This window comes from Bacillus litorisediminis (assembly GCF_022808645.1).
Classification (GTDB): Bacteria; Bacillota; Bacilli; order Bacillales; family JC228; genus Bacillus_BF; species Bacillus_BF litorisediminis.
Genome location: NZ_JAKZKT010000014.1, coordinates 45,338 through 70,867, shown reverse-complemented (window position 1 = coordinate 70,867; position 25,530 = coordinate 45,338). Strand labels below are relative to the sequence as shown.

Genomic DNA, 25,530 nt, shown 5'->3' with positions numbered 1-25,530 from the left:
TAGGAAATTCCCAATTCCTTCATCTCCTATCTTGTTAATTCGTATTTGCGAATATGTTCTTCATATGCAAGCGTAATCGATATTTCATCCCAACCATTCATCAGCATTTGCTTCCAGTATGGATCAATATCGAAAGTTGCGGTAAAGCCAGCTTGATCTAAAACTGTCTGTTCCTCTAAATTAATGAATAATTCCAAGTCTGATTGGCTTGCTTTTTCAAACAGATTATCAACTTCAGCCTGTTGCAGCCGAATCGGCAAAAGCCCGTTTTTTACGCAGTTATTATAGAATATATCTGCAAAGCTAGGAGCTATGACAACTTTAAACCCATAATCCATGATTGACCATGGAGCATGTTCCCGAGATGATCCACAGCCAAAGTTTGCTCCTCCCAGTAAAATCGTAGCATCACGATACTGCTGATTATTTAATGGGAAATCTGGATTAGGAGAACCATCGTCATTAAATCTCCAATGATAAAAGAGATATTTCCCGAATCCCTGACGGTCAATCTTTTTTAAAAACTGTTTAGGGATAATTTGATCTGTATCTACATTTTCCCGGTTAAGGGGAAACACTTTCCCGCGGTACTTTTGAATACCAGCCATAATGACCCTCCATTGTTTTTATTGATGTACAGGCATTAGAGTGCGGACGTCCGTAAACTTTCCAGTTACCGCTGCAGCTGCTGCCATTGTCGGACTGACAAGATGAGTACGGGCCCCATTCCCTTGGCGGCCTTCGAAATTCCGGTTCGACGTTGAAGCACAGCGTTTTCCAGCTGGAACCACATCATTATTCATAGCGAGACACATGCTGCAGCCAGCTTCTCTCCACTCAAAGCCAGCTTCTTCAAAAATTTCATGAAGGCCTTCTTTTTCTGCTTGCACCCTGACAGATTGGGAGCCAGGAACCACAATCGCGGTAACTCCTTTATGCACTTTTTTTCCTTTCACAATTTCTGCTGCTGCCCGTAAATCACTTATTCTCGAATTCGTACAAGAACCAATAAATACATAATCAATGGTGACCTCACTGATTTTTGTTCCGCCTTCGAGTCCCATATAGGTTAAAGCTCGTTTGACAGCCTCTTGCTCAGATGGTTTTTCGAATTGCTCCGGTTTAGGGATTTCTTGACTAATGCTAATACCCATTGAAGGATTCGTACCCCAGGTTACTTGAGGCTCAACCTCTGCCGCATTGATTTCAAGCGTCTTATCATAATCGGCATCTTCGTCCGACGCGTATTGTTTCCACTTTTCAACGGCCTCTTCAAACGCGGCACCTTGCGGAATATATCTTTTTCCTTTTAAGTATTCAAAGGTCACTTGATCAGGACTGATGATTCCAGCTCTGGCTCCTGCCTCAATGGACATGTTACAGACGGTCATTCTTTCTTCCATCGATAGATTACGAATCGCTTCACCTGTATATTCAATTATGTAGCCAGCTCCTACACCTACCCCAAACTTAGCAATAATGGCTAGAATCAAGTCTTTAGCGGTAATGCCATACCCCAGTTTGCCATTCACTTTTATCTGTAAGGTTTTCGGCTTAGATTGCCATAATGTTTGAGTAGCCAATACATGCTCAACCTCACTGGTTCCAATTCCAAATGCAAGCGCTCCAAAGGCCCCGTGAGTAGAGGTATGGCTGTCCCCGCAAACAATTGTTTTTCCAGGCTGCGTTAATCCAAGTTCAGGACCAATTACATGAACAATCCCTTGGTCTGGGTGATTAATATCTGCTAGCGGAATTCCAAATTCTTGACAATTCTCTTCTAGCTTAGTCATTTGTGTTTTAGCTATCTGGTCATGAATAATGTTCCTATTTTTTGTCGGAACATTGTGGTCCATTGTGGCAAAGGTTAGGTCTGGTCTTCGGACCTTGCGATTTTTTATGCGCAAGCCTTCAAATGCTTGTGGTGATGTGACTTCGTGGACAAGATGAAGATCAATATAGAGTAAATCTGGTTTGCCGCTTTCCCGGTAAACAACATGATCCTCCCACAATTTTTCAATAATATTCCTTGGCTTCAACGTCTTTGTCCCTCCCTAACATTCATTCCGTATCTTTCAGCTTGGTTCAACGAGGAACAAGATTATGTTCTTGTTCCCCGCTGTTTTTCGGGTATTTTTACAAGACTGATTTCAATACTTTGTTGCTAATTACACCGCAGTTGAGCTCATTTCATCAAAATCTTTAGATATCAGCCTATTACAAATAAACACTCATGATGGCAGACGATACTTGTTCCTCTTCAAGGTAATGGAGAACTAATTGGCTCATTTCATTGGTGCCTGTTTCTCCTCCAAGATCTCTAGTCCGATATCCCGCATTCAGGACTTCCTGAACGGCATGCTCAATTAATTCTGCTTCTTGTTGAAGGCCGAATGAATATTTGAGCATCAAAGCAACTGAAAGTATAATTGCCAGCGGATTGGCTCTATCCTGACCTGCAATATCGGGAGCAGAGCCGTGAACTGGCTCATACAAGCCGAGAAAATCCTCCCGTAGGCTAGCCGAAGGCAGCATGCCAAGCGAACCAGTTAACATGGATGCTTCATCACTCAAGATGTCCCCAAACATATTTTCGGTAACAATGACATCAAAATGTTTCGGCTGGTAAATTAGTTTCATTGCTGCAGCGTCTACTAGTAAATGTTCCACCTCTACATCTGGGTAGTGTTGTGATGCCTCATCAACTACCTCGTGCCACATTCGGCTTGATTCCAAAACATTGGCTTTATCAACGGATGTCAATTTTTTTCTTCTGATCGATGCAAGCTGAAAAGCTTTGTGGACCACTCTTTCGATTTCACTGCGATCATAGAGCAGGGTATCAACGGCTATCTCTTTATTCTTGCCCCTTCTTTCACTTGGCTTGCCAAAATAAATGCCGCCTGTCAGCTCTCTAACGATGACAAAATCTACATTTTCTATCACATTGCGCTTTAAAGGTGATGCTTCTAGCAAACTTTCAAATGTAGCAACTGGCCGCAGATTAGCAAACAGACCGAGTTCTTTTCGGATATCCAGCAGGCCCTTTTCCGGTCGAAGATGTACAGGCACATCCTGCCATTTCGGTCCGCCAACTGCTCCTAATAAAATCGCATCACTTTGTTTACAAAGCTCTAAGGTTGCTTGAGGTAGTGGTTCATTATGAAGGTCAATGGCAACACCGCCAATATCTCCTTGTTCCACTTCGAAATCGTGACCAAATAGGTCCCCCACAGCATGTAACACATCAAGCGCCCCGCTCATTACTTCCGGACCGATTCCATCTCCAGGCAGTACTGCCACTTTCTTTTTCACCGCAGGTCCCTCCCATTTTGTTTGGCTATTCTGTTAATGGCAATTACATCGCTATTTCTTTTTGTTTAATCCCTTTTAGGCTTAAGACTCGATTGACTGCATTTAAATAGGCTCTTGCTGAGGCTTCCAGCACGTCTTGAGCCGTCCCTCTGCCGCTTGAAGTGATTTCATTATATTGAATCTGAACATATGAATCCGCTAGGGCATCTCTGCCTCCGCCAACCGAATTTATCTTGTAATCTAGCAGTGTAACAGGTCCATCGACCAGTTTCTCGATTGTATTATAAATTGCCTCAACACTGCCTGAGCCTGTGGATGCTTCTTGTTTATAATCTCCTTCTGGTGTAACTACAGCAATCGTTGCGGTAGGGATATTATCCATTCCATATTGAACCTGTAAACTCTTTAAATCGTAGGCTTGAATTTCTTTAGCTTCCGTTTGTTTGTCAGTCAAAATCGCGAAGATATCCTCATCCGTCACTTCTTTTTTCCGGTCGGCCAAATCCTTGAATGCTTTAAAGGCTTCATTTAATTTTGAATCACTTAATTCAAAGCCCATTTCCTCCGCCTTATTTTTGAAGGCATGACGCCCAGAATGTTTTCCCAATACTAATTTGTTTGTTTTTAGCCCGATTAGCTCAGGCGTAATAATTTCATAAGTGCTTCTTTCTTTTAACACTCCATCCTGGTGAATCCCGGATTCATGGGCAAAAGCATTGTTCCCAACTACCGCTTTATTGCCGGGAACAATCATTCCTGTAAGTTTGCTTACTAGATTACTCGTTCTTTTAATTTCATCTAGCTTTAATCGGGTCGTCGCATTATAAAAATCTTGGCGGATATGCAAAGCTACCGCAATTTCTTCTAGTCCTGCGTTACCCGCCCGCTCCCCAATCGCATTAATTGTACCCTCAATCTGATCTGCCCCATTTTCAATCGCTGCTAAGGCGTTGGCAGTTGCTAAACCAAGATCATCATGTGTATGAGCGGAGAGCTTAACCTTATCGATGTTAGGGACATGTTCTTTAATATAGCGGAAGAGTGCCCCGTACTCTTCCGGTGACCGATACCCTACTGTGTCCGGGAGGTTAATGACAGTAGCTCCCGCTTTAATCACTTCTGTTATGATTTTGACTAAGAATGCTTTATCTGATCGGCATGCATCTTCAGCCGACCATTGAACATGGGTGAATCGCTTCTTTGCATACCTAACAGCTGCTACAGCTGTTTCAAGCACTTGCTCGGTGGACATCTTTAGCTTATAGGTCATGTGAATTGGAGAGGTAGCCAAAAATACATGAATCCTTGGTTCACTGGACCCTTTCAGAGCCTCCCAGGCAGCATCTATATCTTTTTCATTCGCACGGGCGAGACCAGTGACTGAACTGTTTTTTATCGTTTCAGCAATCATTTTCACTGCTTCAAGGTCACCACTTGAAGCAGCAGGAAACCCTGCTTCAATAATATCAACGCCTAAGCGTTCTAGCTGTTTAGCTACTTCTAATTTTTCAATCGTATTCAAATTTACTCCTGGTGACTGCTCCCCATCTCTAAGCGTTGTGTCAAAAACATCAATTTTGCGCACTCATTACCACTTCCTTTTTTTGCGATTTTTTAATGAATGGCATCAAGCTTCTCAAATGTCTTCCGACTACTTCAATCTGATGATTCTTTTCGCGTTCATTCGTTGCATTAAACATCGGGCGATTTGCCTGGTTTTCTAAGATCCAGCCTTTTGCAAATTTACCGGATTGAATATCGTCGAGAACTTCTTTCATTCTTTGTTTTGTTTCAGCATTGATTACTCGCGGTCCAGATACAAAATCTCCCCATTGGGCTGTATCAGAGATCGAGTATCTCATGCCTTCAATCCCATCTTCATACATCAGGTCAACAATCAGCTTTAGCTCATGTAAACACTCAAAATAGGCAACTTCTGGCTGATAACCAGCTTCGACGAGAGTTTCAAAGCCTGCTTTCACTAATGACGTTAAGCCTCCGCAAAGAACTGCTTGCTCTCCAAATAAATCCGTTTCAGTCTCTTCTTTAAAGGTCGTCTCTAAAATTCCGGCACGACCTGCACCAATTCCCTTCGCATAAGAGAGAGCAATCTTGTCGGCTTCGCCCGTCACATTTTGATAAACGCCAAATAATGCTGGTACTCCAGCACCGCTTTCATACGTTCTTCTTACCAGATGCCCTGGACCTTTCGGTGCAACGAGAAAGACATCAACATCTTTGGGAGGTACCACCTGATGAAAATGGACGTTAAATCCGTGCGCAAAAGCTAATGCTTTTCCGGGTTTTAAAGCGGGCTCAATTTCATTTTTGTAAACTTCCGGCTGCCTTTCATCTGGCAATAAAATCATCACAACGTCGGCTTCTTCACTTGCTTCTTTAACCGTTTTTACTGAGAATCCATCTTGCTCTGCCTGTTCCCAAGACTTTCCTTTTCTAAGACCGACTACTACGTCATAGCCGCTATCCCTTAAATTTTGCGCATGGGCGTGACCTTGTGATCCATAGCCCACAACCGCCACCTTTTTTCCTTGTAACGCGTCCACTGCTACATCTCCGTTATAATAAACTTTTACCATTATTTTTCATCCCCTCATTTAAATAGTGTGTATTGCTTTAGTTCTGTAACTGATTTTTGTGAACCTCTCGGAAATGCTGTTACGCCAGTTCTGGCCATTTCTTTAATTCCGTATGGCTTTAAAAGCTCAATCATTGCCTCAACCTTCTCTGTATCACCTGTTACCTGGACAGTGACACTGTCACGGGACATATCAATGACACTTGCCCGAAAAGGTTCAATAATACCATTTATTTCAGCCCGAGTTTGGCCGTTGCTCAGTACTTTTATTAAAGCCAATTCTCTTGCCACAATCGCTTGATCGGTGATGTCAGAAACTTTCAAAACATCAATTTGTTTGTTTAATTGTTTAATAAGCTGTTCGATTTGCCGATCATCTTCTACGTATACAACAAATGTCATACGGGAGACTCCCTCTGTTTCAGTGTGACCGACAGTAATGCTTTCAATATTGAACTGTCGCTTTGTAAAGAGCCCCGTCACCCTATTTAAAACGCCACTTTGATTCAAAACCATCGCTGTCACAATTCTTTTTCTCATGGTTTCACCCCAATCATTTCATGTAACCCTGATCCTGGAGCCACCATAGGAAATACATTTTCTGTCGGACTAACTCTGCAATCAATGACGGCCGGTTCTTTTAGCGGTAATACCTCGGACAATAATTTTCTTGCTTCTTCTGCTGATGATACGCAATATCCTTTCACCCCATAAGCCTCTGCCAATCTTACAAAATCCGGCTGAACCGTAAGCAGTGATTGAGAATACCGCTGCCCATGGAATTTTTCTTGCCATTGCCGTACCATACCAAGTGCTCCGTTGTTTACAATAATGACTTTAACTGGGAGGGAGAGTTCCTTGAGTAAGATTAATTCTTGGGATGTCATTTGAAACCCGCCATCTCCGACAATCGCGATTACGTTTTTATCCGGCTTTGCGATTTGAGCCCCGATCGCAGCCGGAAAACCAAATCCCATTGTTCCGAGTCCGCCTGAAGTTACCCAGTTATGCGGTTGATTAAAGGTGTAATATTGGGCTGCCCACATTTGGTGCTGACCGACATCAGTTGTGACAACTGCTTCCCCTTTTGAAATTTCATGGACCATTTGGATTAATTCTTGAGGCGATATCCATTCACTTACCTCGTTATGCCAATATGGATATTGTTCCTGATATTCCTTGAGATGGAGTAGCCATTCATCGGATTTTGAACTCGACCCGTTTTCGTCCAGCAGTTTTTGCAGCGCTTCTTTTGCATCCCCTACGATTGGAATATGAGTCACGACGTTTTTTCCAATCTCTGCCGGGTCAATGTCGATATGGGCCACTTTTGCACGTGGTGCAAAGGTTTTAAGATTTCCTGTGAGACGATCATCAAATCTTGCTCCTACATTAATGAGGAGATCACACTCATATAGACCCATGTTTGCTGCATAGCATCCATGCATTCCGCCCATCCCCAAAAATAGCGGATGATCAGCTGGGAATCCTCCTAATCCAAGGAGAGTGTGTACGACTGGTATTTTTTTGGTTTCTGCAACCGCCAGCAGCTGTTCAGATGCTCTTGCATGCAATACGCCGGCACCGGCTAAAATAACGGGTCTCTTTGCTGCTTCTATTGCTTCACTTAACTTTTTAATCTGTAAGACATTCGGCTGAATGGTAGGCTGAAAACCTGGCAAATGAACCGAGTCTTGAAAAACAACTTTGCCCTTAACAGTTGAAACATCTTTTGGAATATCGATTAAGACAGGTCCCGGCCTTCCTGTTGTAGCAATATGAAAGGCTTCCTTTATAATTCTTGGGAGATCTTGCAATTCACGGACCTGATAATTATGTTTTGTGATTGGCATTGTAATTCCAATAACGTCAGCCTCTTGGAAAGCATCGGTCCCAATCAGTCCAGATGCCACTTGCCCGGTAAATACCACAAGAGGGATGGAATCCATCATGGCATCCGTTATTCCAGTGACTAAATTAGTAGCACCTGGTCCAGAAGTTGCAATGACGACTCCTGGTTTGCCAGAAACTCTTGCATACCCTTCTGCGGCGTGAATAGCTCCCTGCTCATGTCTCGCAAGAATGTGACGAATCGGGTTCTGGTAGAGAGCATCATAAATTGGTAATGCCGCACCACCCGGATATCCAAATACAACTTCAACACCTTCTTGCTTTAAGGCGTGGATCAGAGTTTCAGCCCCGCTCAGCTGAGTCCCAGGATCTGCCTTTACATCTACCTTCATTCTTTCATCTCCTCTCAAGGGAATTATTATTTCTTTAGGCCCAGTGACATTTTTATAAATAATGCTCTGTGGAAACCAAAATTGTAATGAGCTAAAATCCACGAGACTCCTGAGGAAAAACGAGCCAATCGAGACCCCGCGTACTGAGGTACGAGCGAGGAGGCTCGATGGTTCGTCAGCGGAAAGGGAGTGGATTTTAGCGAATATCAACAAAGTTGTAACAGAGCCTATAATAAAAAAAGCCTAATCACCCACTACGACACTTGCTTCGTTTCGTAGGGATGAAAAGGCTATTTTCCTTTCCATGGTACCACCCTAATTTGTAGGATCCTCGCAGATACTACCTCAGTGAGAGATTTTGATAGGGTCAGACCCTCAATCTCTCCATTTGATAACGAGTATGTGGACTCGGCCATTCCTACTAAAAGAGTTCAGAACAGCACTCAGAGGGGATGTCGTGATTGGGTGTATTACCGGCTTCCAGCACCACCGGCTCTCTGGGAATACTAAAATCCAATCACTTTTGCCTCGTCAGCGATTTATCTGGATTAAATTTTCAAAATACCGCCTGTACTTGCGGACGTTACTAATTTTGAGTATCGCGCTAAGTAACCGCGTTTAATCTTTGGTTCAGGCGGTACCCAGTTCTTTTTGCGATTTTCAAGTTCTTCTTCAGTTAAGAGCACGTTAATTCTTCTGTTGGTCAAGTCAATTAAAATCGGGTCGCCGTTTTCTAAAAGAGCAATCGGTCCTCCTTCTGCTGCCTCAGGAGAGATATGGCCGATTGAAATCCCTCTTGTTGCACCTGAAAAGCGGCCGTCTGTAATTAGAGCAACCTTTGTTCCTAAGCCGCGGCCGACAATACTTGCGGTGGGTGCGAGCATCTCAGGCATTCCAGGTCCGCCTTTTGGACCTTCATAACGGATGACTACAACATGCCCTTCTTTTACGAGACCCTCATCAATTCCTTTTTGGGCTTCTTCCTGAGAGTTAAAAATAATGGCTTCTCCCATAAAGGTTTTGATCGATGGGTCCACAGCCCCTACTTTAATAACGCCGCCATCAGGAGCTAAATTTCCATACAAAACGGATAATCCCCCTACAGGACTGTAGGGATTTTCCAGCCTCCGGATCACTTCGTCATTTTTTATATCATAAGGCTCAACTAATTCAGAGATGGTTTGGCCAGTAACGGTAATCCGGTCCTTATGAATTAAGCCTTCTATCCTGCATAGTTCTTTGATGATGGCGCTAATCCCGCCTGCACGGTGAACATCATCCATTGTATAGTCAGAAGCCGGGCTGATTTTAGCCAAGTATGGCACTTTTTGGGCTATTTCATTGATTCTATTGAGGTCATAATCAATTCCGGCTTCATTTGCTATGGCTAAAGTATGTAATACAGTATTCGTGGAGCCTCCCATTGCCATATCTAGCGCAAATGCATCATCAATTGCCTCTTTCGTAACAATATCTCTTGGCTTGATATCATTTTTAACCATGTGAATAAGGTGACGTGCAGCTTCCCGAACTAATTCATATCGTTGCTCAGATGTTGCAACAATCGTTCCATTTCCGGGTAATGCCAAACCGAGCATTTCCATAAGTGAGTTCATCGAATTCGCAGTAAACATTCCTGAACAGGATCCGCAGGTTGGACACGCATTTTGCTCGATATCGAGCAGTTCTTCTTTTGTCATTTTCCCAGCCTGAAGGGCTCCAACACCTTCAAACACCGAAACGAGAGAAAGTGGTTTGCCCGAAGAGGATCTTCCCCCTTCCATCGGACCGCCTGAAACAAACACAGAAGGCACATTCGTTCTTACTGCCGCCATTAACATGCCAGGTGTAATCTTGTCACAGTTAGGTATATAGAACACTCCATCAAACCAATGAGCATTAATAACTGTTTCTGCTGAATCCGCAATTAACTCTCGGCTTGGCAAGGAATACCTCATTCCGATATGTCCCATTGCGATTCCATCATCAACCCCAATGGTATTAAATTCAAATGGAATGCCTCCCGCTTCCCGAATCGCTTCTTTGACAACTTCGGCAAAGGCCTTCAAATGCACATGGCCGGGAATGATATCAATATATGAATTACAGATTCCGATAAATGGTTTATCTAAGTCGTGTGTTTTTACTCCCGTAGCATACAGCAAACTTCGGTGGGGAGCCCGGTCAATGCCGACCTTTATCATGTCACTACGCATCGAATCTCCTCCAGCAATTATTATCCTGCTTGAACATCTTCATGTGTATAAACCTTGTATCCATCTTCGACTACCTTTTTTCTGAAAGCTTCAAGAAGTTGGCCGGTAATAAATCCAGGTTTTCCACCACTTATTTCTCTGCCATCAACCTTAACTACCGGTATGACCTCAGCTGCTGATCCGGTTAAGAACACTTCGTCAGCGACATAGACATCATGTCTAGTAAATATTTCTTCACGTACATCAAAGCCCAGCTGCTGCCCAATTTCAATAATTGCATTTCGGGTAACACCTTCTAACGCCCCAACATATCCGGGAGGTGTTAAGAGGGTATTTCCTTTGACGATAAAAATATTTTCACCTGAAGCTTCAGCCACATAACCTTGGTCGTTTAACATTAGCGCTTCGCTCGCGCCCGCAATGTTGGCTTCAATTCTTACTAGAATATTATTTAAATAGTTTAATGATTTTACCTTTGGAGATAGTACATCAGACCGATTTCTTCTTGTTGCAACTGTAATGATGTCAATCCCTTTTTCATAAAGACTTTTTGGAAATAGGGAAAGCTGTTCTGCAATGATTATGACTTGTGGCCTGGCACAAGTGGATGGGTCTAAACCTAAGTTACCGACACCTCTTGAAACAACAACCCGGATATACGCATCCACAAATTGATTTTTCCTTAAAGTTTCTGCAATCACTTCAGTCATTTCATCTTTCGTTAATGGGATGTTTAACATAATAGACTTCGCTGAATTGTAGAGGCGATCAACATGCTCTTGTAAGCGAAACACATTGCCGTCATACATCCTAATCCCTTCAAACACCCCATCTCCGTATAAAAATCCGTGATCGTACACGGATATAACCGCCTCTTCCTTTCTTACGAATTGGCCGTTTAAATAAATCCATTGTTCGCTCATGTCAATCGCTCCCTTCGATATATTTTTCATCTAATCAGCTTATACAAATCGGCTTTATGAACCTTTAACACTGTAAAGTGATTGTTCTGTTTGGCAATATATTACGCTCGTTTTTTTGATAGGTCAACACCCTTTTTTGCAGTTTTTTGACTATTTAGATTTATCAGGAAAATAGGAAGCGCTTACAATGTTTTTAAATCAAGCTTCTTCGCCTTTTAAAATTTTTTGTCTTTTTTTATTTATTTTTTGTAAAGGGTTTTCGCTAAGTTCAGTCAATCGAAATAAAGATTTTGGCGATTATTCCTCCTATTTACGGACCAAGTTGTCAATTAAGCCGGATATAATCGGGACCTGCGGATTTTTAATTGTTGGGTCTTTCGTTAAAAAAAAAACGATATCAAATAAAAAAAAGACCATGGAACAATCCATAGTCCTTTTGGTTTATTTTTGTTTTTGAGAATAAGTGCCTATTGATATATTGCTCTAAATTTGTCAGATTTCAGCTAATGATTTTCTTGTTTTTTCAAAAATATATATTGGCCAACTAACAGTTTCACAACTTGTTCAAACATTTCCTCCCGGGTTACCCATGCTGATGTAAAGACACCAACAGCCCCTTTTGAATAGCGAATTCCTTTTTCTTGCGTATATTCATCCATAACCGGGCCGAGTTCTTGCCCTTCACGAAGCTTTACAGCAATCGCATCAGGCAGAGGAATTCTCGCACCGCCTGCCGTCAGGATACCGCCATCCCAGCATAAAGCCCCCCAATTACAGACATAGAGCTGATCGCCCTGTTCGTAAACTCCCCCTTCTAGGCCAATGCCGATATCTGCTTTTGTCTCATTCTTTGCATTTTTGGCTCTTTCTATAGCACCTTGCAAGGTTTCCTGATCGGAAAAAGGCTGATCGGACACACCAGAAGGAACATCGACACCTATGACGTCAGCTTGAAACTGCTCCAATACTTTTTGTACAGCTCCTATCTTTGCAGGATTACTAGAACCGACTGCCACTTTCATCGCGAATCTCCTTTTGCAATGTTCATTTTGTTAAAACGGAAAAGACGGGAATCTTATCCCGCCCTTCTACTATCAGCTTTGATTTCGGATACTTTCAACCGTTGTTTGATCACATGCCTTTACTAATTTAACCAATAATTCTTTAGCCGCTGCATAATCATCCACATGGACAATGGCCGCATGTGTATGAATATATCGTGAACATATTCCAATCACAGCACTCGGTACTCCTTCATTCGACGTATGCACTCTTCCCGCATCAGTTCCGCCTTGCGAAATAAAATATTGATAAGGAATCGAATGAGTCTCAGCCATATCTAAGACAAACTCCCTCATCCCCCGATGTGTAACCATGGAGCGGTCATAAATACGCAATAAGGTCCCTTTGCCGAGCTGACCAAATTCGTTCTCATCACCAGAGGCATCGTTGGCCGGACTTGCGTCAAGTGCAAAGAATATATCCGGCTTAATCATATTCGCAGCCGTTTGCGCCCCTCTTAGTCCTACTTCTTCTTGGACAGTCGCCCCGGAATATAAAATATTAGGAATTGTTTCACCCTTAAGTTCTTTTAATAATTCGATTGACAGGCCGCAGCCATAGCGGTTATCCCAAGCCTTTGCCATAATTTTTTTGGGGTTGGCTAATGGAGTAAAGTCGCAAACTGGTACTATCTGCTGACCCGGTTTTATTCCAATTTGTTCAGCATCCTCTTTGGAATCAGCGCCGACATCAATCAGCATATTTTTAATATCCATCGGTTTTTTCCTCTGCTCATCACTAAGAAGATGTGGAGGGATTGAAGCAATTACACCATATACAGGACCATCATTTGTAATGACTTGCACCCGTTGGGCAAGCAGCACCTGACTCCACCAGCCTCCCAGCGGCTGAAAGCGAATCATTCCATTTTTCGTAATGCTCGTCACCATAAATCCAACTTCATCCATATGTCCGGCTACCATTACAGTGGGTCCTGATGTATTTCCTCTTTTAACCCCAAAAACTCCTCCCAGCCGATCTTGTACAACTTCATCAGCATAAAGGCTTAATTGCTCTTTCATAAAAGCTCTGACAGCATGCTCATTACCCGGTGCACCTGGGAGCTCAGTTAACGTTTTAAATAATTGCAATGTTTCCTGATTCACAAATTATCCCTCCCACTTTTAATCATAAATTAAAAACATTCTCAGAAAATATGTACCCGTATATTGTACTGAAAATTTTTACATGTTGCTAGGAATATGTTAGGTATTAGTAGTGTCAATTAAAGTAAGGTATACTATAAAAGGAGGTGCATGGCATGAATGCAAAATCTTTCTTTTTCGGCTTAATTACGGGAGTTGCAGCCGCAGCTCTACTGCAAAAGCCGCTCGCTGCTTCTACGTTCAAACAGCCAGAAAATGTTTTACATAAAGTAAAAAGCCAGTTTAAAAAGAATGGGCCAATTAGCGGCTCGTGGATTGAAATGAAAACCCAAAGCTATGCAAAAGGCCCCTTTACTTATACAGTTTATAAAGGGGGAATTACTCGCAATTTAGCTACCCACACGGAACAATGGGAATTTATCGCCGATGCTAAAACAGGGCTTGTCTTAGAAACCTATGTATTATAGAAACCACTGTATAAAACAGTGGTATTTTCTTTTATGTTTTATTTTTTCCCTTTTTCTCTCTTAATACTTTCAATAATTTCGCCGCTTGTATTAAAACGGATTGCCCGAAAATCCGCATCATGATAAAAAATAAACCATGCCTGCTTTTCTTTTCCGTATGTAATATATTTTTGCTTTTCCTTAATCGAAGTCATCGGGTAATCATCGTAGGCTAGGACCCAGAGTACATTATCATGTGCATGTGTCGGCATTAAGTCTGCCATGTGGAGCATAATGTCGTCTCCCTGTTCAAAAAGAACAATGGAATGCCCATCACTATGACCTCCAGTATGAATCATCCTGATTCCTGGAGCTACCTCTAACTCGCCGTTAAATGTAACGACTTGCTTCTCAATCGTCTCCCAATTTTCCTTCCAATATGTGTTGCGAGAGCGAATGTTTGGATTTCTCATTTCATCCCATTCCACTTGTGATGTATAAATAATTGCATTCGGAAAAGCTGAAACGAGTTTTCCATCGTTCAAATCTGTCAGACCCGTTGCATGGTCAAAGTGCATATGCGTCATGATCACTGTATCAATATCTGCCTTCGTAAGACCTAATTCCGCTAATGATTGATCAATCGCAGACTCCTCTGTAACCCCGTAATTTCGCATTTGTTTTTCAGAAAGCCTTCCATTGCCAATTCCCGCTTCAATTAAAATATTTTGTTTCCCGTCCTGAACCAGAATTGGATCGGTCCGAAGTTCGATTTGGTTTTTTTCATTAACTGTATATTTTTTTGACCATAATGGTTTTGGAACAACGCCAAACATAGCTCCGCCATCCATATGAGTTACTCCGCCATTTAACCATGTTAATGTATACGAACCGAATTGCAGATTCTCCATGTGTATTCTCCTTTCCTTCCCTTTTCATCATTTTACCATTTAACCTATTATTTTTAAAATTTTTAAAAAACGGAGTGACTAGTGTATAGGACAACGTTCTGAACTCAAAGAACCAATCATAAATTACCTAAAAACATTAGACATTTACTTAAAATTATTCTGACAGCTGTACGGAATTCCCAGCTAATCGTGTCCGAATCACGGGCTTATTCTGACAGCTTTGCGGATTTCCCAGCTAATCGTGTCCGAATCACAGGCCTATTCGGACAGCTTTGCGGAATGTCCAGCCATTTGTGTCCGAATCACAGGCTTATTCTGACAGCTGTACGGGATTCCCAGCCATTGGTGTCCAAATCACGGGCCTATTCTGACAGCTTTGCGGAATTTCCAGCCATCTGTGTCAGAATCACGGACCTATTCGGACAGCTTTGCGGAATTTCCAGTCATTCGTGTCCGAATCACAGGCTTATTCTGACAGCTTTGCGGATTTCCCAGCTAATCGTGTCCGAATCACAGGCCTATTCGGACAGCTTTGCGGAATTTCCAGCCATTCGTGTCCAAATCACGGGCCTATTCTGACAGCTTTGCGGAATTCCCAGCTAATCGTGTCCGAATCACAGGCCTATTCTGACAGCTTTGCGGAATTTCCAGCCATTCGTGTCCGAATCACAGGCTTATTCTGACAGCTTTGCGGATTTCCCAGCTAATCGTGTCCGAATCACAGGCCTATTCGGACAGCTTTGCGGAATTTCCAGCCATTCGTGTCCGAATCACGGGCTTATTCTGACAGCTGTACGGAATTCAAAGCCATCTGTGTCCGAATCACGGGCCTATTCGGACAGCTTTGCGGAATTCCCAGCTAATCGTGTCCGAATCACAGGCCTATTCGGACAGCTGTACGGATTTCCCAGCCATTCGTGTCCGAATCACGGGCCTATTCGGACAGCTTTGCGGAATTTCCAGCTAATCGTGTCCGAATCACAGGCCTATTCAGACAGCTGTACGGATTTCCCAGCCATTCGTGTCCGAATCACGGGCCTATTCGGACAGCTTTGCGGAATTCCCAGCCATCTGTGTCCGAATCACATGCCTATTCTACCTAAAAACAAAAAGAACATTTTATCGAACAATTATCCACAAATCAGGAATTTTGTAATTTGCTAGTAAACAACAAAAAAGAGCCTGACTCCCCAATGAGTCACGCTCGCTCTTTTTTAGGAAACTGAACTTCACAGCGGTAAATCCTGTTTCCTTTTCCCGAAAATTTTTCTTCGTATTCCGTCATAATATTGCCTTCCATGCCACTATTATGAAGATCCAAGCTCACATTATTTAAAAGTAATCCGTAGTGGGAAAAGCTCACTAATGAATACTCAAAAAGACCTTGGTTATCTGTTTTGAAATGAATTTCTCCATTCGGTTTTAAAATAGCTTCATAAAGTGCGAGAAAATCTTTATACGTTAATCTCCTCTTTTCGTGGCGCGTTTTTGGCCAAGGATCAGAGAAGTTTAAATAAATGCGGTCAACTTCCCCCTCTTCAAAATATTGAGGCAGATTTTTGGCATTTACATTTAAAAGCTTCAAATTTGTAAGCTCAGCCTCGATTACACGGTCCAAGGCGGTAACCAGAACACTGTCTGAAAGCTCAATTCCAATAAAATTAATATTCGGATGGGCTTTTGCCATTTCCGTAATAAAACGGCCTTTACCAGTTCCTATCTCAAGATGCAAGGGAGCTTCCTGCGCAAAAAGCTCTTGCCATTTCCCCCGGTGCTTTTCTGGATTTTGAATCACATATTGAGGATATTCCATCATTTTTTCCTTTGCCCAAGGCTTGTTTCTCATTCTCATATACGATCACCTCTAATTTCTATATAAGCATCTGTCAATTTATGCCGAAGTATAAAATAAAAAAGAATTCACAATCTATATGTGAATCCTAAAAGGAAGGAATGTCCTTAGTATGCCACTAAACAGACTAGATCAAATCAACTTGCTAAAAGATATATTGTCAAACCACACAGAAGATTGCTGCGGGTCTGTCACAGAATGTGAACAGGTAGAACGCTTGGTTAAATCTTTAATGGCTCAGCATAACCTCGATGGCAATGTAATGGCTCTGCTGCAAGATATTTATAGTTACAGCCAGGAAGGAATTCAGTCTTCTAATCTTGAAAGCCACATTACCACTTATCAGCCTAAGCTGGCACAGTGGGTAGAAGATATAAATGATTTATATTAATATTACCGGTTAATGAATAAAACTTACAAAACAGCATTTAAATATCGAAGCCAGTAATCTGCTTCATCTAAATTTTTCTTGTTTTTTAACCATTGAATGGTTTGAAGGGTTTGGGCAATTACATACCATTTCATTCTAAGTTTTAAATGATCTGTTAACGGGATTCCATATTGCTCAAGCCACTCTCCCCACTTTGCTTCTGGAATATACCAATAAAGAAGTGAGCCTAAGTCGATGGCTGGATCTCCAATTAATGCTCCATCCCAATCTATCAGATATAGTTCATTTTCTGCAGACAGCATCCAATTGTGATGATTTACATCACTGTGACACACCACATATTCGGAATGGGAAATATATTTTACTTCCGCTTTTAAATAAGCTAAGGATTCCTGAACGACCGGGGAAGCTTGCAGGTCTGGGCTTAGCCTTAAGATCAATTCCATCAGCATTTTCTCTGGATTAAGCGGTGTTTTTCCCAGTCTTTTTAGCATCGTTAATAGCGCTTTTGACTGATGAATCTTGCGCAAAAGCTTAGCGACTTCTTCTTTTTTCATATCGGCTGCTTCTAAAACCCGGCCGTGGATCCAATGCTGAGCAGTTATCACATCTCCATTTTCAAGCCTTTTTGTCCATACGAGCTTGGGAACAATCCCTTCAGCAGATAAAACCGCTAAAAATGGTGAAGAATTTCGTTTTAAGAAAAGCTTTTGCTCCTTGCTGTGGGCAAAAAAGGCCTCTCCGGTTGCTCCGCCGGCAGGCTCTATTTCCCAATTATGATCAAATAAATGTTCCACTTCTGTTCACCTACGTTATTCAAAGGTGTTGCCTGACCTTTAATTTCAACAGCTAAAGAAAACTTGGCTTGCGCCGACCCTTTTGGCTCAGGCGACTTGCAAACCCTCAACTTATCACGCTCGAAGCGCTCCGTCCTAATGCATCGCTCGAACTCGCCATCCTGGCCTTCTTACTTTATTCCTAAAAATCTTAACTATGTCGTATTTACTGCTTTGCTAAAATTTTATCTTTCTTAAACGTGTAAAATATGTGCCTTTTTCTATGTACCCATCCAGTATCGAAAAAGACAGTCTTTTTGATTGTATAACCGTTCCCTTTTTTAAGTCAAGGGCTCCTTCAAAGGTTTTACGATGTTCAGACCTGCTTTTTCAATTTGCACGCGGAAAGAGCCTTCCCCTACAATCTCCCCGTCGGCATGGATTGGCTGAGGTTCCTTTGTTTCAATAACATATTCTTGTCCCTTTAGCAAAGTGACTTCTTTTAATTTCGTATGCCCGCCCCAAAAAACCGTAATAAAAAGAAATAAAAATTTCCAGCGCGGAAGATTATGAACGACTGTGATCTCAAAAACACCATCACCGGGATGAGAAAATGGTGAAATCTTCATGCCGCCGCCAAAATATGGGTGATTGGAAATAGTGAGAAACCAAACGTTTTCAAAGATATTTTTTTGTCCATCCACTAGTATATCTGCGCTCGTCGGCTTAAATGAAAATAAATGTCTGATCAAAAAGAAAACATAAACCAGCTTTCCGACTTTCCATTTATTAAGCCATTTTTTAATGGGAGACGCATTCACACTGCCGGCAATAACAGCATCAAAGCCGCAGCCAATATTATTAACAAATTTTCCCTCACTAGTTTCAGTTTGAAAGATTCCTAAATCAATAGTATCTAGTGAATATCTGGAATCGATTAGCCAATCATAAAAATTCTTACCTTTTCGCGGAATCTGAAAACCCCTTGCAAAATCACTGCCGCTTCCAACCGGTAAACAAGTAACAGGAAAATGATTGGATTCAATCCCATTTATAACTTCATGAATCGTACCATCACCGCCTACTGCCACAATAATCCCGTTAAAGTCCGAGCGTTTAAAAACTGTTTTTACTAGTTTTCTAGCATGTTCTGGTGCAGCAGTTTGAAAAACTTCATATTCGATCCCTTTTTCCCGCAAAATGGATTCTACTCGTTTCCATACATATTGGCTTTGGCCGCTTTTTGCGTTTGGATTTACGATAAAGACAAAAGAATTCCCCATATTTAACTCCATTCGACCCGATTTGAGTAAATCGATTGGACGGTATCCAGCAATACTTTTGCAGCCTTGAGCTGCTCAGATTTAATCGGGGCTCTTTCACTTCTCATTTTTTCAAACCATTCCGGGTAGTTTCTTTTTTCAATCAAATCAACTCCGAACGGTGCCGATGGATAGTCAAGGTATCCATTCCGGCATAAAACTGCTTTTTTGATTGGAAACAAACTTCCTTGTTTTGTCAGAAGTTCTTTTACCACCTTCTCTGTTCGGTCCAGTCCAACTAACGGATTGAGGATTTTCTTTTCCTTTTCGGCTCCTTTTTTCACCCAAAAATGCTCTTTTGATCCCACAAAAACAGCATTTTCTTCCTCTTCCAAAAAGGAAATGCACCAAATAGCAGTTGGAGTAATTATAAGTGTTTCACTTTCAAATGGTGCTTTTTTCAAAAGAAAAATAGGATGATAGAGGACTAGACAATGATCAGGAAAACGCTGAAGCAAATATTTTAAATTGGCATCAGTTGAATATTTATGATCCGGGAACGATTGACTTGTTAACGTCGAGCTTGCCCACTTTATTTGAAGCCGAAATAGATGATCTAAAAAATACTGTTTGAGTTCTTCTTCCGTACGGGCTTGCTGGATGGATGAGTTCTTAAAAGGATCCAAAGCCGATTCCTCATCATGATGATTTTGATTCCATTCGAGTTCCTCTGATCTCAAGACATCTAACTTTGTTTTTTTTCTGCTGAATTTCAAAGATATCTTTGAAAAGAAAGAAGCTGTATTCCGCTTTTCAGAAATCGCTTCCGCTTCGTAAAAACTTGGCATCAGCTGCTCATTCTTCCAGCGGTCCAACAAACGTTCCCACTGCTTTTTTTTCAAACGAATAAAACGGGAGGGATAACTATATGCATCCTGCTCATATCGAGAAATATAGTCAGAAAGCTTAATAAGTTGAGCCATTCGTCCTCCCCCTTTACTATCTTTTATTGATTCAATAAAATGGTCTCTACTGCTTCGTATTTTGGTGTACGATCTAAATGAGTCTGATATAAAACAACTCGGTCTACAATAAAATTATCGGACAGTTCCACCTCTTTTAAAAGATGTGAATGAAAATTTTCGGCACCCTTCCACTTTCTCGCAACCGTAATATGCGGGGAAAACGGCCTTGTTTCCAATTCGAATCCAACCTTGGTACAGCTATTAAACACAATCGATCTTGTTTGATGAAGAAGTTCATTTTTTTCTACACCGACCCAAAAAATTCTCGGGTGGGATAATCGTCCGAATGTACCAAAAGAATCAAGCTGCAAAGAAAAAGGAGACATCAGCTGCAAGGGAGACGTCATATCTTCAATGGCCTCTTTAACCTTGGTTAGCTCCGCTGCGCCCAAAAAGGCTAATGTAATGTGATAATCCTCCTCATGAACCCATTTATGGAAAGGGAGGAATTCTGAAATTTTCTCACATGTTTCTTTAATCACTCTTTTGGTTTGAGGCGGGAGAGGGACCGCAAAAAAATAATGATGAGACATTTTTGTCACTTCCAGTTCTTATATTTTATCAATGGCAAAGACTGTTTAAAAGGCAATTTTCTAAAGATAGTGTACACCATTTGCTTCCATTCCTTTCGATTAGTAAGATAAAAAGTAGGGATGGTCGAGTTTAGACCGAATAAAGAGAGGATGAAAGCAGCATGAGGATTGTGGAAAATATCGCGGATTTAATCGGAGATACCCCCTTGGTAAAGTTAAATAAAATTAATCCTCCAAATGGAGCCGATGTATATGTAAAGCTTGAATACTTTAATCCGAGCCGAAGTGTAAAAGACAGGGCGGCCTTTGAAATGATTATACAGGCGGAGCAAGCCGGACTTTTAAAGCAAGGGGCTACGATTATTGAACCAACCAGCGGAAATACAGGAATCGGCTTAGCGATGAATGCTGCGGCAAGAGGCTATAATGCGATTCTTGTGATGCCTGATAACGCGACAAAGGAACGGATAAATTTATTAAAAGCCTATGGTGCAAAAGTTGTGCTTACCCCTTCTGATGAAAAAATGCCTGGAGCTATTAAAAAGGCAGAGGAATTAGCGAAGAAGGTTCCTAACAGTTTCATCCCCATGCAGTTTGAAAATGAAGCAAACCCTGAAGCCCATCGCCATTCAACTGCTATAGAAATTATTGAAGCAATGAAACAGCTTGAAAAACCTTTAGCGGCATTTGTCGCAACTTCTGGAACAGGCGGAACGATTACTGGAACTGGCGAAGTCTTAAAGGAACACTTCCCAGACTTAAAAGTTCACGTGGTAGAGCCGGCCGGATCACCTGTACTATCTGGAGGAAAACCCGGTAAACACAAACTCGTTGGGACTAGTCCAGGGTTTATTCCCCCGATATTAAACCAAAAGGTCTATGATCAAATTCACCAAATTCAAGACGAGGATGCGTATAAGATCGCTAGGAATCTGGCTCAAAAGGAAGGGATCCTCGTTGGGCCGTCTGCTGGAGCATCATGCTATGCGGCTATTGAAGTGGCTAGAACGTTAACGCCAGATGAGGTTGTGATTTCCATCGCACCTGATACAGGTGAAAGATACCTATCCAGTGATTTGTTTCAATTTGAATAAGTAAAAGCGGAGGCAAAGTTTCAAAAACTTAAGTACGTGAAAAGAAGTATATTTAACGAAACAGGATCATGTCTTTGGCGTAATCCTGTTTTATTTTGGAGTTTGTTTCCCACTGGAAAATATACCAAAAAAGAGGTTTTCTCTACTGGGGGCTGCCCCCTCCCGAGAAAACCTCTTTTTCCTTAATGTTTAACGCTTGCAAGCTGGGAAATATCCTCATTCAACAAACTTTGAAGCTTTAATGTAACAGGTCCAGGCTGATCAGAATACTTTTTATCATCGACTTGAATGACCGGCATGATTTCTACTGTTGTACCTGCAACAAATACTTCGTCTGCCTGTAAGAGCTGATCTGTGGTAAAAGCCTCTTCCCGTATATTAATACCCTCTTTGCGTCCTAATTCAATAATGCGCTGCCGTGTAATTCCGTTTAAAATCAAATGATTGGCAGGATGCGTATAAACTGTTGCATCTTTCACAATAAATACGTTCGTAGAGCTTCCTTCTGTCACAACACCGTCACGGTGCTGAATCGATTCAAAGCATCCGGCTTCTACTGCTTTTTGTTTGGCTAACACATTTCCTAATAAACTAATGCTCTTGATATCACAATGGAGCCAGCGGGTATCCTCAATAATGGTGGCTTTTACACCTGACTTCATCTGTTCAAGCGGTCTTTTTGCTTGCTTCGTAAATCCAACAATTTGAGGGGCTACAGACTGATCTGGGAAAGCATGGTTCCGAGGCCACTCCCCTCTTGATACTTGAACATAAATAGTGCCGTCAATCAATCCTGTTGCCTCTCTCAATTCAACCAGACTTGCTAAAAAATCGTCTGGAGTCATGTCAAGCTGAATCCCGATTTTACGGGCACTGTCATAGAGTCGTTTCATATGGCCATCTGCTAAGTAGAGTTCACCATCGTAAACCCGAACCACTTCATAAACACCATCGCCAAAATGAAAGGCGCGATCATCTATACTGATTCGAACATCCTCTTTGTTAACAATTTTTCCGTTCCATAATACTTTTTCCATCTTTTTATCCCCCGTTAATTATTATTGGCTAACTCAAAAATGGCTTGTGCATAAATAGCGGCTGCCTTTAGCATATCATCTACGACGATATATTCATCCTTTTGATGAGCTACGTCGGGTCTGCCTGGAAAGAGCGGACCGAATGCCACCCCTGTGTTTAAGGATCTCGCGTAAGTACCGCCGCCAATCGTTAAAAGCTTTGCTTCTTCACCTGTTTGCTCCTCATATACCTTTTTTAAAATTTGAATCAGCGGGCTCATCTTTTCAACATGTTGCGGTTTTAAGTCATTAAAATCCTCTAATCCAAACCCATGTGTTTCTAAAAGAGCTTGAAGGGACTGTAATTGCTGCTCCATGCTAAACGTAACCGGGTAGCGGATATTAATGCCAATGTGTGCTTTACCGGAATCATTATATTCAAATACACCAGCATTTACCGTCAGATCACCCGTAATGTCATCCGAATATTTTAGTCCAAGCGCTTGTCCTCTTGTATCTTGAAATAAGAAGTTTTTAATAAATTGGAAATAGGCTTTTGCTTTTGCATCAAGGTTTAACTCTGCCAGAAAAGCACTTAAATAAAGACCGGCATTTGTTCCGTTATTCGGTTCCATCGCATGTGCCGCTTCACCCTCTACCTTTAAAATCATTACGCTGTCTTCATAGGAATAATGACCTTTTAGCTGATGCTTTTGTAAAAATTCTGCAAATTGTGCTTGGATGGCAGATGCCTCTTCCCTAGCTTCGATTTGGACAATGGCATGATCTGGCACCATATTCAATCTTTGCCCAGACTTAAAGGAAAGCACCTTGATTCCTTCGTTTACGGTTTCGGTTTCTTTTTGAACCAAAAAGAAATCGGCAATTCCTTTTTCGGCATGAATGATTGGAAAGTCAGCGTCCGGCGCAAAGCCGAGCTGGGGCATTTCCTCAGTCTCAAAATAACGCTTGACGCAGCGCCATCTACTTTCTTCATCTGTCCCAATAATGACTCTTACCCGTTTTTTAATAGGAAGATTCAATTCTTTCATTAGCTTTAAACCGTAATAGGCAGCCATTGTAGGGCCTTTATCATCTATGGCTCCCCTTGCATACAGCTTCCCATCCCGAATTTCAGGGGAAAAAGGGGGAGTTGTCCAGCCTTCACCGGCAGGAACCACATCCACATGACAAAGAATTCCAACTATTTCTTCGCCGCTTCCGTACTCAATATGACCAGCTACGTGATCAACATTTTTGACGTTGAAACCATCTCTTTCACCAAGGTTAAGCATATAGTCTAAAGCTTCTTTTACGCCTTGACCAAGCGGAGCTTCCTTTGTGGCCTGAGCCTCATCTAAAACACTCTCAATCGAAAGCAGACAGAATGCGTCTTCTAACAACGCATCTTTACGTTTCAGAATTTCATCTAACCAATTGATGGTAGCCATTCCCAGTCTCCTTTTTTGTGTATGTTATATACCGTAAGCTTATCAAATGAAAAGATGTTTAGCCATATCTATTGGGAACGAACCATTAAAAACTTATTGCTTTGCCTTCCCTTTTTTTAAGGGTTAAAAAAAGGGATCCCCGATCATCAAGAAGAATAATGATTAAAAAAGCAGTTCTAAATTAAATAAAGAAAACCGGGCTAGCTTTAGTCTATGCGCCGGCGATTGCAAGCCCGCACTGATGCTTTATTCCAAAAAATTTTAGCTGCGTCGAATTTGCTGCTTTGCTAAAATTTTATACTTTCTTAAAGTGGAACAAACTTGGGATTCAATTATATATGGATCTCTACTAATATTAACGGGGAGGACCTGCTACATGGTTACAATGAAAGATATTCAGTCTGCACGGGAACAGATAGCGGATGTTGTCTGTCAAACTCCGATCTTGAGCTCTTTTCAACTATCCAAAATATGCGGAAATCAAATGTTTTTAAAAAGCGAGCATCTGCAAAAAACCGGATCCTTTAAAATTCGCGGCGCGACCAATAAAGTCAAAAATGCCGTCCGAAACGGAGCTACCTTTATTACTGCCGCTTCCAGCGGGAACCATGGTCAGGCGGTTGCTTATATTGCTTCCAAACTTGGTGTGCCATCGGTCATTGTTGTACCCGAAGATGCCAAGGATACAAAACTAAATGCCATCCAGTCATATGGAGGAAAATTTGAAAAGTGTGGATGGACTTCCGCCGAACGTCTTCCTCACGCCAAAGCGTTAGCGGAGGAGAATGACGGGGTATTTGTTCCTCCTTATGATGACCCTTTAATTATCGCAGGACAGGGTACTATTGGAGCCGAAATTCTAGAACAGTTGGATAATGTAGATATGGTAGTCGTTCCAATCGGGGGAGGAGGGCTGATTTCGGGAATTTTAACGGCGATTAAGGAAACAAACCCGAGAGTTTTAGTCATCGGAGTTGAACCCGAAATTGCCAATGACACATATCTCTCATTGAAAAATGATAAAATTACGTCCATTCCGGCAACATCGACCATTGCAGATGGTTTAAGAACTAGTCAGCCGGGAGATTTGACCTTTCCAATTGTGCAAAAATACGTGGATGATATTGTTCTGGTTAAGGAAGAAGAAATAGAAGAAGCTCAAGCGTTTGTCCTGGAACGGATGAAGCAGCTGATTGAGCCTTCCAGTGCCGTTACCGCCGCAGCGGCCATGTTTGATAAATTGAAAGTAAGAGATAAGCGGATTGTCTGTGTAATCTCAGGAGGGAATGTGAATGTAAGGTAATCCTAAAGA

Annotated in this window: 24 protein-coding genes; 5 read left to right on the top strand and 19 right to left on the bottom strand. The window is 41.8% G+C overall.

Translation table 11 applies throughout. From position 1 onward, the window contains the following. Positions 1-26 precede the first annotated feature (26 nt). The 11 genes from leuD to MLE14_RS09375 form a co-directional block, all read right to left on the bottom strand. The gene (gene leuD, locus MLE14_RS09425) at positions 27-608 is read right to left on the bottom strand and encodes a 3-isopropylmalate dehydratase small subunit (protein ID WP_243298116.1); all 582 of its coding nucleotides are present in this window, start codon (positions 606-608) and stop codon (positions 27-29) included. An 18-nt stretch (positions 609-626) separates the two neighbouring features. Beyond that, a complete protein-coding gene (leuC, locus tag MLE14_RS09420; RefSeq protein WP_243298115.1) occupies positions 627-2,039 on the bottom strand; it encodes a 3-isopropylmalate dehydratase large subunit in 1,413 nt (470 codons plus the stop codon). Between the two features lie 178 nt (positions 2,040-2,217). Continuing rightward, on the bottom strand, positions 2,218-3,315 hold the full coding sequence (leuB, locus tag MLE14_RS09415; RefSeq protein ID WP_243298114.1) for a 3-isopropylmalate dehydrogenase: 1,098 nt from the start codon (positions 3,313-3,315) through the stop codon (positions 2,218-2,220). Between the two features lie 43 nt (positions 3,316-3,358). Beyond that, positions 3,359-4,900 (bottom strand): 2-isopropylmalate synthase, encoded by a 1,542-nt coding sequence (locus MLE14_RS09410; RefSeq protein ID WP_243298113.1) that lies wholly within the window; start codon positions 4,898-4,900, stop codon positions 3,359-3,361. Beyond that, on the bottom strand, positions 4,887-5,912 hold the full coding sequence (ilvC, locus tag MLE14_RS09405) for a ketol-acid reductoisomerase (RefSeq protein ID WP_243298112.1): 1,026 nt from the start codon (positions 5,910-5,912) through the stop codon (positions 4,887-4,889). Before ilvC ends, MLE14_RS09410 begins: the two co-directional genes overlap by 14 nt. 14 nt (positions 5,913-5,926) lie before the next feature. Beyond that, entirely contained in the window at positions 5,927-6,451 is a 525-nt protein-coding gene (gene ilvN, locus MLE14_RS09400) for an acetolactate synthase small subunit (RefSeq protein WP_243298111.1), read from the bottom strand. Further along, a complete protein-coding gene (ilvB, locus tag MLE14_RS09395; protein WP_243298110.1) occupies positions 6,448-8,154 on the bottom strand; it encodes an acetolactate synthase large subunit in 1,707 nt (568 codons plus the stop codon). Before ilvB ends, ilvN begins: the two co-directional genes overlap by 4 nt. 548 nt (positions 8,155-8,702) lie before the next feature. Next, positions 8,703-10,370, bottom strand: coding sequence for a dihydroxy-acid dehydratase (gene ilvD, locus MLE14_RS09390; RefSeq protein WP_243298109.1), 1,668 nt, complete (start codon positions 10,368-10,370; stop codon positions 8,703-8,705). Between the two features lie 20 nt (positions 10,371-10,390). Further along, positions 10,391-11,293 carry a branched-chain-amino-acid transaminase gene (gene ilvE / locus MLE14_RS09385; protein ID WP_243298108.1) on the bottom strand — a complete coding sequence of 301 codons (903 nt, stop codon included), beginning with the start codon at positions 11,291-11,293 and terminating at the stop codon, positions 10,391-10,393. Between the two features lie 503 nt (positions 11,294-11,796). Then, complete coding sequence (locus MLE14_RS09380) at positions 11,797-12,315, bottom strand: DUF84 family protein (RefSeq protein WP_243298107.1); 519 nt, start codon at positions 12,313-12,315, stop codon at positions 11,797-11,799. Between the two features lie 72 nt (positions 12,316-12,387). After that, complete coding sequence (locus tag MLE14_RS09375; protein WP_243298106.1) at positions 12,388-13,461, bottom strand: M42 family metallopeptidase; 1,074 nt, start codon at positions 13,459-13,461, stop codon at positions 12,388-12,390. Positions 13,462-13,616: 155 nt separating this feature from the next. Here MLE14_RS09375 and MLE14_RS09370 point away from each other — a divergent pair, with 155 nt between their 5' ends. Next, entirely contained in the window at positions 13,617-13,928 is a 312-nt protein-coding gene (locus MLE14_RS09370; protein ID WP_243298105.1) for a hypothetical protein, read from the top strand. Between the two features lie 38 nt (positions 13,929-13,966). Here the strand turns inward: MLE14_RS09370 and MLE14_RS09365 are convergent, their stop codons facing one another. Then, on the bottom strand, positions 13,967-14,818 hold the full coding sequence (locus tag MLE14_RS09365; RefSeq protein ID WP_243298104.1) for a YtnP family quorum-quenching lactonase: 852 nt from the start codon (positions 14,816-14,818) through the stop codon (positions 13,967-13,969). A gap of 189 nt (positions 14,819-15,007) precedes the next feature. Between MLE14_RS09365 and MLE14_RS09360 the strand changes: the two genes are divergently transcribed. Beyond that, entirely contained in the window at positions 15,008-15,397 is a 390-nt protein-coding gene (locus MLE14_RS09360; protein WP_243298103.1) for a hypothetical protein, read from the top strand. Positions 15,398-16,016: 619 nt separating this feature from the next. Here MLE14_RS09360 and trmB read toward each other — a convergent pair. Continuing rightward, complete coding sequence (trmB, locus tag MLE14_RS09355) at positions 16,017-16,670, bottom strand: tRNA (guanosine(46)-N7)-methyltransferase TrmB (protein WP_243298102.1); 654 nt, start codon at positions 16,668-16,670, stop codon at positions 16,017-16,019. Between the two features lie 112 nt (positions 16,671-16,782). Here trmB and MLE14_RS09350 point away from each other — a divergent pair, with 112 nt between their 5' ends. Next, positions 16,783-17,061: a YtzH-like family protein gene (locus MLE14_RS09350; RefSeq protein ID WP_243298101.1), complete on the top strand. Its 279-nt coding sequence runs from the start codon at positions 16,783-16,785 to the stop codon at positions 17,059-17,061. 23 nt (positions 17,062-17,084) lie between these two features. Here MLE14_RS09350 and MLE14_RS09345 read toward each other — a convergent pair whose 3' ends face one another. The 4 genes from MLE14_RS09345 to thpR form a co-directional block, all read right to left on the bottom strand. Then, positions 17,085-17,858, bottom strand: coding sequence for a phosphotransferase (locus tag MLE14_RS09345; RefSeq protein ID WP_243298100.1), 774 nt, complete (start codon positions 17,856-17,858; stop codon positions 17,085-17,087). A gap of 320 nt (positions 17,859-18,178) precedes the next feature. Further along, complete coding sequence (locus tag MLE14_RS09340) at positions 18,179-19,120, bottom strand: diacylglycerol/lipid kinase family protein (RefSeq protein ID WP_243298099.1); 942 nt, start codon at positions 19,118-19,120, stop codon at positions 18,179-18,181. 2 nt (positions 19,121-19,122) lie between these two features. Then, positions 19,123-20,082, bottom strand: a complete 960-nt coding sequence (locus MLE14_RS09335) for an NERD domain-containing protein (RefSeq protein ID WP_243298098.1) — start codon at positions 20,080-20,082, stop codon at positions 19,123-19,125. A 23-nt stretch (positions 20,083-20,105) separates the two neighbouring features. After that, a complete protein-coding gene (gene thpR, locus MLE14_RS09330) occupies positions 20,106-20,657 on the bottom strand; it encodes an RNA 2',3'-cyclic phosphodiesterase (protein WP_243298097.1) in 552 nt (183 codons plus the stop codon). A 161-nt stretch (positions 20,658-20,818) separates the two neighbouring features. On the opposite strand from thpR, the gene cysK reads away from it, so the two are divergent. Next, positions 20,819-21,751, top strand: coding sequence for a cysteine synthase A (gene cysK, locus MLE14_RS09325; protein ID WP_243298096.1), 933 nt, complete (start codon positions 20,819-20,821; stop codon positions 21,749-21,751). A gap of 182 nt (positions 21,752-21,933) precedes the next feature. On the opposite strand, the gene dat is transcribed toward cysK, so the two are convergent. Both dat and pepV read right to left on the bottom strand, forming a co-directional pair. Then, positions 21,934-22,788 (bottom strand): D-amino-acid transaminase, encoded by an 855-nt coding sequence (gene dat, locus MLE14_RS09320; RefSeq protein ID WP_243298095.1) that lies wholly within the window; start codon positions 22,786-22,788, stop codon positions 21,934-21,936. A 14-nt stretch (positions 22,789-22,802) separates the two neighbouring features. Next, positions 22,803-24,218, bottom strand: a complete 1,416-nt coding sequence (gene pepV / locus MLE14_RS09315; protein WP_243298094.1) for a dipeptidase PepV — start codon at positions 24,216-24,218, stop codon at positions 22,803-22,805. Between the two features lie 376 nt (positions 24,219-24,594). Between pepV and MLE14_RS09310 the strand changes: the two genes are divergently transcribed. Next, positions 24,595-25,521 (top strand): threonine ammonia-lyase, encoded by a 927-nt coding sequence (locus MLE14_RS09310; RefSeq protein ID WP_243298093.1) that lies wholly within the window; start codon positions 24,595-24,597, stop codon positions 25,519-25,521. Positions 25,522-25,530 lie beyond the last annotated feature (9 nt).